The following is a 14,535-nucleotide window of genomic DNA, read 5'->3' on the forward strand; positions in this document are numbered from 1 at the left end:
CAATCGTTCTTGTTCGTTGTGAGTCATAATCAGAATTCCGTTCATGTGAATGTTCCTTCATTGGTGCAAATTCTCCAATGTCGGAAATACTGACATTTCTAAAGTGGCGAAACCCTGACATTTCTAAAGTGCTATTACACACGAAATTGGCAGAGCACTTGTTAAAAGTTCTGTAAATTCTTATCTTAGTAATATGAATACTAATATTGCCGCAATGCCCGATTGGGTTTTGGTCGATAATAGTCAAACTTGGATTGCTGAAAATTTTAAATTAGCAAAGTTACGTGGAGAACAAGATTTACATTTAGGAAACATTATAGAATACGAAACACCAATAACACCTAACACTCCATCAAATTTTTCAATATTAGTTCGCGATACTAATCTTCCTCAGAATGTAATTCTATCGTGGAATAATGTTTTTGGAACCGATAATTATGTATTACAAATCGGAGATTCACTATTCACAACACTAGCAATTGATGATTCAACACTAACAACAATCATAGACACAGTAAATTTAGAGAAGGGCAAAAAATATTTTGCACGGGTTCGTGCAAAGAATACTGCGGGAAGCAGTGATTGGTCAAATATTGAAAATTTTACGACCGGTGAAACTCAGACATTAGAAGTAACATTGAATGATAACTGGAATATGATTTCTGTTCCCATGGAATTGGTCAATACATTGAAAGATTCAATATATCCGACATCAACATCTCAGGCATTCCAGTACGATGGAGGATACATCGCACAGGAGAGCTTAAAAAATGGAATCGGATACTGGTTGAAATTTTCTGGAAACCAAACTGTATTGATTACCGGATTTCAAATTAACAACGATACGTTAGAGGTAATTGAGGGATGGAACATGATAGGAAGTATCAGTACGCCGATAGCAAGAAGCAACATATCAACAAATCCATCAAACATGCAACTATCACCATTCTTCGGATATCATAATGGTTACACAGTCAGCGATACAATACAACCCGGGAAAGCATACTGGACAAAAAGCGACGTAGCAGGACAGATAGTGTTAGATAAAAACAATACAACAACACGGGGAATTCATATTCCTCCGGTTCCCGCGTTCCGGTCAATTATCAGGCGTTGGAACGGTAAGCCTGACGCTCCGCGTCGGTAACGTTACAAGTACATTATGAGCGTGTTGCCGAATACCGAAAAGTGTCTTTGCGAGGAGCGAAGCGACGAAGCAATCCCGCATTTCGTTCTACTTTCAATAGTGAGATTGCTTCGCTGTGCTCGCAATGACCATTCGGCAACACGCTCATTATGAACCGATGGAGATACAAATATTTGAAAATGAAATACGGAAAATGCCTTCGAGCATAACATATATTCTTCTCTCCTCGATCTTCTGTTCAGCAGTACATCCTCCCACACTCAATGCCAACCGATGAGCAGATTCCTCTGATTTCCGCCTGAAATTCAATCTTCCCGCATTCCTTCCATCGTTTTCCCGCAGTTCACATTGCGTGAGTTTTTTACAAATCTTCAATAGTAAACAGGATTCAACTGTTTCATCAATTCAAACCGGCTGGCACGGTGGTTGTAATTAGAACAGCCATAACGCTGCCCCGGTACTTACTTAATTAACCAATCGCGTGCGGGCGTGTGGAAGAGTACCGGGGTGGTTATTAATAAAAGTTTTATATTTCATCAATAATTATAAGGAATACTCTTATGAAACATCTTCATCTTCTCGTGTTGTTCGCTCTGTTTGTAGCGCTTGTGGGTTGCTCGAAGGACGATGCGGTAACTCCGCCAACAACCGATGCTCAGGCAATCGAAGAAATGTTAACCTCCGTTGATTCCGTTGCGGAATTTTCCGAATCGGATGAAGCCACTATCAGTGACCCGGACGAAATGGAATGGGAAAAGTACGGCTTCAGCAAAACAACAATCCCGGTCAAAGTCTTTAAATGGGGACGTCGTGTAAACTCGGTTGATCGCGATGTTACAGTTTTTCGTGAAGGAGATTCAGTAGCGGTTGCAACCATGACAAAAGTTTTTCGGGGACATTTAGTGATTGCGGCATCGTATGAAGATACTGCCCATCATGCGGATACTATTATCCGTAAGCCCTTCAGCGAACGCGTTCAGCGAAGAGTAAAATTTATCCGTGTCGCATCTACGGATAATCCAAGACGGAATTGGAAACCCATTGCAATTTCGTTAGTAGCAGGCGGAATAGTTCCCGATTCATTAAACAAGTTTGATATTGAAAAACTCGAGGTGATCGCACCTGCGGATACTTATACAATCACGAATCCTTTACACACGTGGCTGAAACTCGGTGCAAACCGTGACCGCGTTCCGGTCGTCCGTCATGGCGATACGATGACAGTACGATTAACCGTTGTCAGTTCGGATGATTCTTCCGAAGCAGTTGCGTTCCGATGGTTCGGAGACAGAGGACACGACCGTGCCCGGATGAGAATGGTGAGCGAAACACCTACTGCAGGTGGAGTCGAACGGGTGTATGAACGAACGTTTCGTGCGCATCTTCCCTTCGGCAGATTCATCGGCAGATACAATGTCGTGCTTGATGTTCACTCGTGGGGTTCGCTCAATGATGATGCAATGCCGGTCTCAAGCGGACTTTGGGGTTTCCCGTATGATGTACGAAGAGGAAACGGTAATTAATTGATTGTTCCAAGTTCCCTGTCCTCTCTAATAGTGGGAGAGGGCAGGGGACTTTCCATTCTTTATAAGAACATGAAAAATCTTCTTTCAATATTAACAATCTGTTTGATTCTGTTCACCGGGTGTGAAAAGCCGGGACCAATCGAATTGGTTGATGAATCAACTCCGCCGCAAGCAATTGAGATTGATACGACATCAAGCAAAGATGAAGTATTGAATCCGAACAATTCAGAGATTGACTCCGGCGGTTACTTCGCGACGTTGAGCGGTCGAGCATACGGACAAATCATTATCGGTGGCGCACGATTCGATGCCGGAACGGAACATCATACCGCTTCTATTGCACAAGCGATTTTCTTCAACCAAACACAGCCTTTGATAAGAAACGGCGATACGATTGGCTATCATACGATTGATGTAGGTGAAATGAGAATTAATGATTTGACCTTGTTCAAGCCATGGAGGCGATTCCTGCTTTCATCAATTCCGCTTCGAGATACGCTCGTTGGTCCGCAATATATACTCTACAATAGAGACGGTGTGGGCGGACGCGGGTTTGAATATGAATCGAACAAAAATTATACATGGACGGCAAGCGGTGTTGGGAATATTTCTCCTTTTTCGTTCACACTCAAATCAACTCCGGTAATAAATGTCGAAGCGCCTTTATCCGGTGAAGTCGTTTCGCTCACGAAAAATTTAATGGTGAAGATTTCCGGTGATGTGGAATTTGTCACCGTCTTTATCCGTCGTAAGCCATCGCACCCACGAGACCTCGATTCCAAACCGATTCTGAAATTCAAAGTGGCAAAGCGAGGGCAAGGCATCATTATACCAACGGCGATGTTGCAATCGCTTCCCCGCGCACACGATGCGTTTCTCTTTTCATTCCTTGTTGAGAAGAACACGACGACAACGATTTCCGGCTATCCGACAAAAGTGTTGGTCAATGCTTCGTATGTTCATCATATCGTGTATAATGTGAAGCGATAACTGCGCAATGAAATATTCGCCACCAAGCCGCACCTTGTGGGCATTAGCGAGCATCCTCATGATGTATTCATTAACCACAAGTTCACAATCACTCAAGTCGGCACGAGCAACAAGCATCGCCGGCTATTCTGCTTTTGCAGAAGGCATCGGCTCGCTCGATTGGAATCCTGCCGGACTTGTTTCGCTGAGAGATTGGCAAATCGAAGCATCGTATTTTGCACCGCTTTATGGTTCATCAAGTTCCGTTAGTCTTCATCAGGTTGCGGCGGGAAAACGATTTCTCAATGACCATGCCGCGGCGATGCAACTGACTCCCGGAAATGTATTGGAGTTTGTCGTTCCTTCAACCTTCGTCATTCAGGATTCATCCAACCCGGTCGTTAGCACGTATGATAAAACAATCAACTATACAGAGCGATATAGTTTGGGATATGCTGTACGATTGAATGAGGAACTTGCACTCGGATTTTCTGCCCGCTTTCTCGAAACAAAAATTACCGACACGAAATATTCCGTTGATACGAATTCGGTTATCCGGTCTGATGTCTTGAACTATGAAGGGAACGCGTGGGATGTGGATTTCGGAATGTTGTGGAATATTCTGCCTTCATGGAAACTCGGACTCACGGCGAAGAATCTTTTTCACTTGACCGAAACACAACTTCCAACAGAAGCGGAACAATACAAATTGAAAACCGACAAGGCGCTTCAGGCAGGAATCGGCTACACAGGAATCCGAAGAGTGAAATTCGGTGTTGATGCTGACACGAAGAAGCGCGTACGAATCGGCGGCGAGTGGACGCTTGCGGAGTTTTTGCAACTACGAGGCGGAATGTATTTCAACAACGAACACTCGTTTAGTTCGGAAGCGTTCGCTTTCGGGATAGGCGGTTCGTATCAATTTGTCCGGGCTGATATAAGTTATCTCAGGTTCACCGACCAATCAAACAGGCAGGGAACAGTGGACATCAATCAATTTGAAGAATCAGGAATTGAGAACATCGAGTTCAATCCATACACAAGCGACAGAATTTCTCTTAGTCTGACTGTTGATTTGGGAAGAACGCACGAGCAACTTGCTCGTATCGAATATGTTGAAATGATGAGCGATGTGTTTCCTTCGTCGTCGTCCGTTCATGCATTCCGACCGATTGGAAAAGCGCGGGTGCGAAATATTTCCTCTAATCCGGTCAATGCGAAAGTGAGCTTTTATGTTGAGCGGTTGATGGATTCACCGACGGTGACATCGCCGCAAACCATCGCACCAAATGAGTTGCTGGAAATTCCGTTCTATGCTGTTTTCAGTGAAGCGGTGAATGCAATCAGTTCGTTGGCGGTGCTCGACGGAGAAGTGTTTGTCTCCGCCTCGCCTGTTCAGGACTACGACGATAGTTATCAGGCGCGTGTGCTTGTTCATGGACGCAATGAGTGGAATGGCGATGTAACGATGCTCAATTATTTTATCACGCCTGGCGACCCGGCAATTCATCGGCTGACACGAAATGTCCTCAGTCAGGCGGATTCGTATTTAGATTCAATCCAACAACAACTGCAATTGTTTGTCAAAGCGAAATTGTTGTTCAATGAATTTGCAACAAAACTTGTTTATGTAAACGACCCGAAACTCTCACAGGATTATGTGCAGTATCCCTCTGAAACGTTGACATTGCACGGCGGTGATTGCGATGACATGACAGTTGCGTATGCAACATTGCTCTCGAACATCGGAATTGCAACGGCATTTGTTGATGTCGTTCCGCCGGAGAATCCGAATGAATCTCATATTTATTTGATGTTTGATACGGGAATCGAACCGTCATCATCGCAACTCATCAGCGAGAACCCGAAACGGTTTGTTGTGCGAAAGAATGAATCGGGAAATGAAACTGTCTGGGTTCCGGTGGAGACGACGGTAATTCGAAAAGGATTTGATGAGGCGTGGCGTATCGGCGCCGAAGCATATTTTCAGGAAGCGGAACTCAATGCCGGTTTAGTGAAAGGCTGGGTTCGCGTAGTTGATGTACAGATTGTAGAATAAAGAAAGGTAGAACAATGAGACAGTTAATTTCTTTAACATTATTTTGTTTGATACTGACAGCAGGTTTGACTGCACAGTTTAAAGTCACTGCCTTGAAGGGCGAAGTCTTCGTTCGTCATGGAGCGGCGGAAGAATGGCAGAATGTTGCCGTTGGCGATGTGCTGAAACCGGATGACTCGATGAAATTGGAAAAACATTCATCAGCGACAATTATTTTGGAAGATGGGAAGAAGATTGTTGTCCCGGAACAGGTGATTGTTGATGTTTCGGATTTACGGGATTTATCTCAGGACGAGTTCTTGTTGAAACTTGCAATGGAACAGGTCCGTTCGATTTCGCTTCCGGAGAAGGAACAGAAAATTAACATCCCGCAAACCACGACCGTTCACGGCAGTTCCAAAGGAATGACAGAAAAACTTTCAACCAATGGCGAGATTGGAGTTCTTCAGTTAAACGGTACAAAGGTGTTGTTCGAAAACGGGTACGATGAAACCGGAGTATTGAAAACCAAGCAAGTGTACCGATTGTATCCTGCGTTAGTTAAGCAATTCGAAACACGAATGTTGGTTGCGCGCGCGTTCGAGAATATGAATCTGAAACGGGATGCTCTTACCGAATATCGTTCTTTGCTGAACGAGGCATTACTTCCTCAGCAACGAACTCAACTCGAACAAAAAATCGAACAGTTAAAAAAACAACTTGATGGTTGAGCAGGTGCGACTCACTTCTCTAAATGATCCAAACAACTTTTGACTAAGTTCTGCTCTTTAAAAGAAAAGTGAGTCGCACCCTCTCTCTCCTGAAGCCGAAAGCGCGGTTTCAACTTTAGAAGTCAAATCAATGACATCGCTGGAACCATTTGTTCGTAGTTGAAGTGTGGAAGTATGAATCATGGTAATGAAAATCGGAGGCGAATCAATAAAATTGATTTTCCCCAATCTTCTGGTTACATTTGAGCCGTAAATAAATCAATAAAGGATAACAATGAACAATTTTAATCGTCGCGACTTTCTTAAAACCACAGCAATTGCCGGCGTTGCTGCATTGGCATCACCGGTTCTTTCACCTGCAATTGCAACGGTGCAAACGAAAGGCAAGGCGTTCAAACCGATTGCAATTTCAAGCGGGAACGGAACGAAAGCGCTTGACAAAACAATGGAACTCATCAAAAAGGGGAGCGATGCTTTAGATGCAATCGTAGCCGGAGTAAATATTGTCGAGGATGACCCCAACGATATGAGCGTCGGGTACGGTGGTTTGCCCAATGAAGATGGAGTGGTTGAACTTGACGCCGCCGTTTGGCATGGACCAAGTTTCCGCGGCGGTTCAGTTGCGTCAATCCGGAATATCAAGAATCCATCCAAAGTTGCAAAGTTAGTGTTAGAACGAACTGACCATGTTCTGCTTGTCGGAGAAGGCGCGTTGAGGTTTGCAAAGGCACATGGGTTTCAGGAAGAAAATTTGCTCACCGAGAAAGCGCGCGAGGCTTGGTTGAAGTGGAAAGAAAATCTCAGCAAAGAAGATGACTGGCTTCCGCCACACACGATTGAAGATACAGATATTGGAGAAATCATTTCCAAATACAGACGCACATACGGAACCATTCACATCAGCGCGATTGATTTGCACAGCAATCTTTCCTGTTGCACGACGACAAGCGGACTTGCATTCAAGATTCCCGGTCGGGTGGGTGATTCGCCTATTATCGGAGCGGGTTTGTTTTGCGATAATGAAGTCGGAAGCGCCGGCTCGACCGGACGTGGCGAAGCAAATCTTCTCAATCTCAGTTCGGCAATGATTGTCGAATGGATGCGACAAGGGAAATCTCCCGAACAGGCATGTCTTATGGCGTGTGAGAGAGTTCAACATCGTTGTAAAGAAAAACGATTGTTAGATGAAAAGGGAAGATTCAAACATAGTGTTACGTTTTATGCAATCAACAAAGATGGAGAATACGGCGGAGCAAATATGTGGGAGGGGGGAACATATCTTATTCACGATGGAGCGGAAGTGAGAAAAATGGAATGTGCGTTTCTTCATAAACGCGATGACAAGTAATGCGAAACCAAATCCCGTCATTCAAAGTCCTGCTCGTTGCGGGACTTTTATTTTTCCATGTTTGATGCATCAAATCATGCAAACAGGGTTTATTTTGTCCGACTGATGACAAACAGCAACAAGTTCGACAGGAAAATCGTATTAGTGAAGTAACGGGAAATGTTGCTTCTCTGAAAAACATTTTGTATTATTTACCCGGAATTACTGAAAAAAAACTACAGGACATCTGCTTATAACATCTTTTCTACTTTTTGTCTGAAAATCTCACTGATTTTTCATTTAAACAGTATTCCATTACCATGCAAGCAGCCCCAGCCTTAGATGCCGGTACTCGTTCACGTCACATCGAGTTCGAGCGTGATGCCGCGCCCCACATGAATTTACTCTATAATTATGCTCATTGGATGACCGGAGACCGGGATGAAGCCGATGACCTTCTTCAAGAAACATTCCTGAAGGCGTATCGTTTTTGGGATAAGTTTGAGAAGGGAACTAACCTGAAAGCATGGTTGTTCAAGATTATGAAAAATTCGTACATCAACATGTACCGGAAAGATAAACGTGAACCGGACAAGGTTGATTACGAAGAAATTCAAAATTTCTACAACGAAATCCGCGCTGAGTCAACCGACCCAAACGACTTACAGCAACAAATATTCGGCGGTTTGCTTGATGACGAAGTAACTTCTGCTTTGGAATCCTTGCCTGAAGATTTTCGTACGGTGATTATTCTCTGTGATATTGAAGGTCTGCCGTATGAAGAAATTGCCGAGTTTGTTGATTGCCCGATTGGAACGGTTCGCTCACGGTTACATAGAGCGCGTAAGATGTTACAAACTCAATTGTATGAATACGCGAAACAGCGCGGCTACGTTACTCAACATTAAGGAATTAATATCGGATTTTTGATAAAAGGTTAACTTCTCGTGAATTGTAAAAATGTTTCTGAACTGATTCCCGCAGTTCTGGATGGTGAACTACGGGCTGACGAACAATCATCCATCGAACAACACCTCGAACACTGTACGCACTGTCGCAACGAATTTGAATTGCACAGTATGGCAAAACGAATTGTACGGCAACGTCTTCACCGGATTGCAACCCCTCCGCATATTCGTGAACGAATTTTCTCTCAACTCAGGCAAGAATCTCCTCAGCCTGTACGCGGTTCATGGTTCTCATTGAATCCATTTCGAATATCATGGAAACCGGTTGCTGTATTTAGCGGTGCGCTTGCAATAATTCTCCTCATGGTTTTCTATCCGCAATCAAAAGTGCATCATTCCCACGCAGCGCCGAGCGATGCAGACATCATCCATCAAACATACAATAATTTTGATAAGATGTTGGCGGGTTCATTGCTTCCTCAAATCTCATCAGGCGATAAGTTCGATGTCGAGCAGTTTTTCGCGCAGAAGGCAGACTTCAAAGTCAGCGTTCCCGACATGAAACGGTGTCGTTTAGTAGGCGGAATCTTCTCGAACTACAACGATGCTCAGGTTGCTCATGTCTTGTATGAATACGGAAGCGAGCCAATTTATATTTTTCAAGCCAGATTGCAGGATGTGCTGGAAGGGAAGGGATTGTTTCTTCCGGAAGAAATCAAGGAAGAATTGCTAAGGACGGGAATGTATGTTCGCCACCATTCTTCCGATTGTACACTCATCGTTCGGATTGTTGATTCTACCGTTTGTTGCACAATGGCAGATATTGATAAAGAAGATTTATTAAATTACATCACAGAAAGTAAATAAGGTACGCAATGAAATATATTTCCATTTTTATTTTGGTCTTTTTATTCCTCGTTGTCACGGGTTGTTCGAAGAAAGAAAAGGAACAGGCAAACACACAACAATCCAATTCCACTTCCGTCTCACAGAATGTTTCCGAAATTGAGAACGTACAATTACGGGAAGGTATGGTTCCGAATTTTTCGTTCACCGATGCAAACGGTCAAGCAACGAACTTTGATTCATTCAAAGGAAAAGTGACATTAGTGAACTTTTGGGCAACGTGGTGCGGTCCGTGTAAAATGGAACTCCCCGACTTGATTGCGTTAAGCAAAGAGTACGGAGACCGGAACGTTCGTTTTATTGGAATTTCCACCGACCGCGGTAGCGATGTGCTGGAGGATGTCCGTACGTTCGTTCAAAAAGCCGGTATCTCGTATCAAATAGTAATCGCGAATGATGACATTGAATCTGCATATGGGAACATCAATGCAATTCCCACGACGTTTATCGTGGACGAAAACGGAAAAATCGTCCAGTCGTTCGTTGGCGTTCGCTCGAAAGAGTTTTTTGCAGATGCGTTGAACAAAGCGCTTGGTATTTCCAGTTAACGGAATCAACAATAGTAAAAGTATCTCAAATGGACTCTGAGCAAACAGAGTCCATTTTATTTTAGAAAACACCACATGAATACTCCAATCTCTTCACTCGGCGAAGTCGCACTCATTGAACATCTCCGTACAATTGTTGAAGGTCAATTTGAAGACAGTTCACTTCGGCAACAACTTCTCAAAGGAATTTCTGATGATACAGCAGTGTATCAACCCACCGAAGGGAACGTTCAATTAATTACAACCGATGCATTTGTTGAGGGAGTGCATTTCGATTTGACATACACTTCTTTCAAACACCTTGGCTGGAAACTCATGGCGGCAAACCTGAGCGATATTGCTGCGATGGGAGGAATTCCTCGGTACGCTGTCATTTCTCTCGCGCTTCCATCGAAAATTTCTGTCGAGATGGTTGAAGAACTGTATCGGGGAATTGCATTTGCTTGTAAAGAGTACTCATGTATTCTGGTTGGCGGAGATACGGTTGCCTCAGTTGCAAACATGTTTCTTTCAGTAACTCTCATCGGGGAAGCAGAGAAAGAAAAAGTAGCGTATCGTCATGGGGCGAAGGTTGGCGATGTGCTTTGTGTAACAGGAACTCTTGGCGCGGCACATGCGGGATTGAAAATTCTTCAGCGCGAAAAAGAGCGTTTTATTTCTGCGGGCAATGCTGAATCGTTTCAACCGAACTTAGCTCTGTACACTGAAGTTTTAGAAAGGCATTTGATGCCGAAACCCCGCCTTGATATTTCTCGGATTCTGATGGAACATGTTCAAGTTCATTCCATGATAGACATCAGCGATGGATTGGCTTCGGAAGTTCATAGGATTTGCAAGGAAAGCAAGGTGGGTGGAAAAGTGTACGAGCATAAAATTCCATTATTAGAAAAGACAAAAAGCATCACTGATGAATTTTCCGAGCGCGGAATTGATTATGCATTATTCGGCGGTGAAGATTATGAACTCCTCTTTTCCATAAGCGAAGATGAATTAGAAAAACTACAATCATTGACGAATGATATTTCCGTTGTCGGGAAAATTGTTTCCCAACATGAAGGCATCGAACTTGTGAAAGAGAACGGAGAGTCGGTGATGCTACCGTTCGGAGGGTTTGAGCATTTTCGGTAAGTGAAAGGACGGTCATTTCACTAACTTGAACGATGTAGGACAGGTATTCTGTTCTGTTGAATACAACAAGCAGTAATGACTGTCCTACAAATTGTTCAAACACCCGCACCTCAATACACCTATTTGAAAATCAATACTCCATCTTGAGTGAATTTCACCCAATATCCTTTTCCCGGATAGAGTATTTGAGCTTCAACATAGCCAAGGTCATATCCAAAGTAATTTGAAGAAATAATTCCCGGTGGTTCAGTTGTAATGGTTGAAATTGCCACCGGAGAAGAAATCATTCCGATTAAATTCCAACCGGAAGTTACGAGAACAGTATCCGACATCCGTCGCGTACCCGAAAAAGTAAGAGAAGTTGTTGAATCGAATTTTATCCAATATCCGATTCCTTTTTCTAAAGTATCCTTCATAACATATCCGTTCGCAAACATGAATGCACCGGAAGAGGCGGAGGGAAACAAAACGTTTGTTCCGAAATCGTTACCATCAAGCGGAAAGGAAACAATGTTCCAATTCTTCTGATATGTCATGTTCATGTTGACGATTGCAGAAGGGTCACACGTAAGGTTCATGTCGTTTCGGTTAATTACCCAATCGTCGTTGAGTAACGATGTACTGTTCTGACTTCTGAGGCTGTAGTATTTATGCACATTATTAGTGTTTGTGAAATCATTCCACGACATCCAGTAGCGGAAAGCAGGATATTTTGTTTTTATCTGATGAATGAGCGTTGAATAATCATAACTGAAAGGAGTAGAAAGATTACTCTTCATTCCAAATTCAGAAATCGCAAGTGGTTTTCCCTTAGCCAATAATGCACTGTAATTTGGAATATCGAGCGTGTCGGAATATGCATCTACTCCGATGATATCCACGTTATTATTTCCCGGATAATAATACAATTCAGTTTTAAACGATGAACTATTGATGTAAGATTCCCGGACACTCGGTGAGTATACCCATAAAAGATTGTTGAGTTGTTTTGTGTATGTGAAATAATTGAACATGTGAATCCATATTGCAGTCCAATCATCCGATGATGGTGTGGTAGCGCCAGTCGAACCCCACCAGAACCAGGTAGCGTTCATTTCATGGAAGGGACGAAACAGCACGGTAACTCCTGAATCCTGTAACTGTCGTAATCCGATTGCAACACTGTCTAATCTTCGTATCCACTCGACATAGACAGGCGTGCCGGGTGTAATCAGGTCAAGAAGTTGGCTTTGATGTGTTGTGTCATTAGAAAAATTGTTTGTCCACGGATTGCTAAACTGACACATGATTACGACAAGACCTCCTGCATGAAAATAATCTATCAATGGTTGATTCACACTCGACAAATTCGTCGGGTATCCTGAAACTGTTTTTTGATAATTCATTCCTATCAAACCAACCCATTTGTTTGTTTGATTATACAAACTCACCACTTCCGAATCAAACGCCGCGCTTGCTGGAAAAGCAACATTCAGATACTGTCCGCTGATAACGCGCTTTGCCGGTGAATACATTAAACTGTCGATTGTATTTCTGATACATTGTGTTGATGAAAGTGTATTGGGATTTGCTGTGTTGCCTGATTGAATACTACTTATCTTAAATATTGCATTAATCGAATGACTTGCTTGTATGTTGGAAAATGAAACATCAAAGAGAGAACCCATGTTTACTCCATCAACGATAACCGAATCAATCATAAAATCAGGTGAAGGGATGATGGTAAACGAATGTGTTTCTCCGGCATCCACAGGAATATTTCCGGATGGGAAAATTCTTCCGTTTCCATTTGTTGATGTTGTTATGATAAATGCCGCCGGCTTGAATGTAACAACAAGAGAATGATTTCCGGTCACATTAGTAAATGTATAACTTGATGAAGAAGGAACTGTAACGCCATCAACAATAACACTATCGAGTTGATATCCGGAATCCGGGTAAAACGTAAATGCTTTGCTCAAGCCATCGCCGACAAACACTTTCCCCGAGGGAGAAATTGTTCCGTTCGTTCCCGCTGAGGCGGTTATCGAATGAACCTGATGGTATGCATTGCCATAACGCATTCCGTTTCCCATGCTCATCACCCAAACAGTATTCAAATCATACGGGTTGAAGAAAGCACGGGTGGGACCTTTGAAAGGATAATCGCTGAGAGAAACAAAACTTGGGGAGTTTGAATTTGTGTTGGTGACATAGAAAAGTCCGTTGGATTCCGTGCACAAATACATTTCGTTCGGGATGACCGGATGGAATGTACAGGAGTATGAACTGCCGGAATATATTTTTGTCCAGTTTGCTCCTCTGTTAGTTGTGCGATACGCACCCGGTTGACCGGCGCCGTTTGCCGTGACAAATGCAAGCCACGTATTTTGTGAATTATCGTTCGGGTCAATTTCAAGATTGTGGACTGAATACATCATTCCGGATGTTGTGCTGTCCATCCAAGTCGAACCGCCATCGGTACTGGTAAAAACACCTGCACTTGCTGAAAAATCGTAGGTGTTCGTATCCCGCGCCGAATATGTGCAAACGAGAGTTCCGTCGTCAAGAACATGAATGGAGTTTGCGCGACCCTGTGTTCTTGCAGGCGCAGAGAGCGGATGCCAGAACATTGAAGAATCAATGATGTTATTGCAAACATAGACTCCGCCAATTCCACCGAGTGTATCTTTGATGGTTGCATACATTCTGTTCAGATTGTTCGGGTCGAGTGCAAGCCATGAAACTGTCTTCTTGAAATCATAAAGAATGTTCCAGTTTTGTCCGTTGTTCGTCGAGTAGGAAATTCTTCCCGGAACCAATTTCAAACGCGTGTCGGTAAAATCACCGTTCGAACCGACAACATCGCCGACTGCCGCATAGTAATAATTTGTAACCGGATGTTTGACGATCATAGAGATGTCATTATGTTTTTTTGCAAATAATCCTGAATAATCAAACGACCAACTGTTGCCGCCATCGGTGCTTTTTTTCATCAGCAGGTCGGCAAACGAAGCGAGCATGTTCAATGAATCAACCCACGTCATCCAATAACAAACGGTTGTTTCCAAGCCGTTCGTCCGGTAATAATCTGTGCTGTCCACTAATGTGCCTGCCGGGTGTTCATCCGCAGGAAGAATATATGCTTGCCTCCATGTAATTCCTCCATCAGTGCTGACATGCGGGTTGTAATAGCACTTTAGAAATGTCAGGGTTTCGCCACTTTAGAAATGTCAGTATTTCCGACATTGGAGAATTTGCACCAATGAAGGAACATTCACATGAACGGAATTCTGATTATGACTCACAACGAACAAGAACGATTGAA

At 43.3% G+C, this 14,535-nt stretch carries 11 protein-coding genes; 10 read left to right on the plus strand and 1 reads right to left on the minus strand.

Translation table 11 applies throughout. The features are described from left to right. Positions 1-193: 193 nt before the first annotated feature. The 10 genes from HY960_14920 (at position 194) to thiL (ending at position 11,228) form a co-directional block, all read left to right on the plus strand. On the plus strand, positions 194-1,147 hold the full coding sequence (locus HY960_14920; protein ID MBI5217045.1) for a fibronectin type III domain-containing protein: 954 nt from the start codon (positions 194-196) through the stop codon (positions 1,145-1,147). A gap of 560 nt (positions 1,148-1,707) precedes the next feature. Continuing rightward, a complete protein-coding gene (locus HY960_14925; GenBank protein MBI5217046.1) occupies positions 1,708-2,670 on the plus strand; it encodes a hypothetical protein in 963 nt (320 codons plus the stop codon). 72 nt (positions 2,671-2,742) lie between these two features. After that, entirely contained in the window at positions 2,743-3,663 is a 921-nt protein-coding gene (locus tag HY960_14930) for a hypothetical protein (protein MBI5217047.1), read from the plus strand. A gap of 7 nt (positions 3,664-3,670) precedes the next feature. After that, the gene (locus HY960_14935) at positions 3,671-5,701 is read left to right on the plus strand and encodes a hypothetical protein (GenBank protein ID MBI5217048.1); all 2,031 of its coding nucleotides are present in this window, start codon (positions 3,671-3,673) and stop codon (positions 5,699-5,701) included. 14 nt (positions 5,702-5,715) lie between these two features. Next, positions 5,716-6,411: a hypothetical protein gene (locus HY960_14940; protein MBI5217049.1), complete on the plus strand. Its 696-nt coding sequence runs from the start codon at positions 5,716-5,718 to the stop codon at positions 6,409-6,411. A gap of 274 nt (positions 6,412-6,685) precedes the next feature. Beyond that, positions 6,686-7,759 carry an isoaspartyl peptidase/L-asparaginase gene (locus HY960_14945; GenBank protein MBI5217050.1) on the plus strand — a complete coding sequence of 358 codons (1,074 nt, stop codon included), beginning with the start codon at positions 6,686-6,688 and terminating at the stop codon, positions 7,757-7,759. Positions 7,760-8,058: 299 nt separating this feature from the next. Next, the gene (locus tag HY960_14950) at positions 8,059-8,646 is read left to right on the plus strand and encodes a sigma-70 family RNA polymerase sigma factor (GenBank protein ID MBI5217051.1); all 588 of its coding nucleotides are present in this window, start codon (positions 8,059-8,061) and stop codon (positions 8,644-8,646) included. Between the two features lie 39 nt (positions 8,647-8,685). Beyond that, the gene (locus HY960_14955; GenBank protein ID MBI5217052.1) at positions 8,686-9,513 is read left to right on the plus strand and encodes a zf-HC2 domain-containing protein; all 828 of its coding nucleotides are present in this window, start codon (positions 8,686-8,688) and stop codon (positions 9,511-9,513) included. A gap of 8 nt (positions 9,514-9,521) precedes the next feature. Then, positions 9,522-10,100 carry a TlpA family protein disulfide reductase gene (locus tag HY960_14960; GenBank protein ID MBI5217053.1) on the plus strand — a complete coding sequence of 193 codons (579 nt, stop codon included), beginning with the start codon at positions 9,522-9,524 and terminating at the stop codon, positions 10,098-10,100. 75 nt (positions 10,101-10,175) lie between these two features. Beyond that, complete coding sequence (thiL, locus tag HY960_14965) at positions 10,176-11,228, plus strand: thiamine-phosphate kinase (protein MBI5217054.1); 1,053 nt, start codon at positions 10,176-10,178, stop codon at positions 11,226-11,228. 119 nt (positions 11,229-11,347) lie between these two features. Here thiL and HY960_14970 read toward each other — a convergent pair whose 3' ends face one another. Further along, on the minus strand, positions 11,348-14,311 hold the full coding sequence (locus HY960_14970) for a hypothetical protein (protein ID MBI5217055.1): 2,964 nt from the start codon (positions 14,309-14,311) through the stop codon (positions 11,348-11,350). Positions 14,312-14,535 lie beyond the last annotated feature (224 nt).

The organism is Ignavibacteriota bacterium, from assembly GCA_016212665.1.
In the GTDB taxonomy this organism is placed as follows: Bacteria; Bacteroidota; Ignavibacteria; order UBA10030; family SZUA-254; genus FW602-bin19.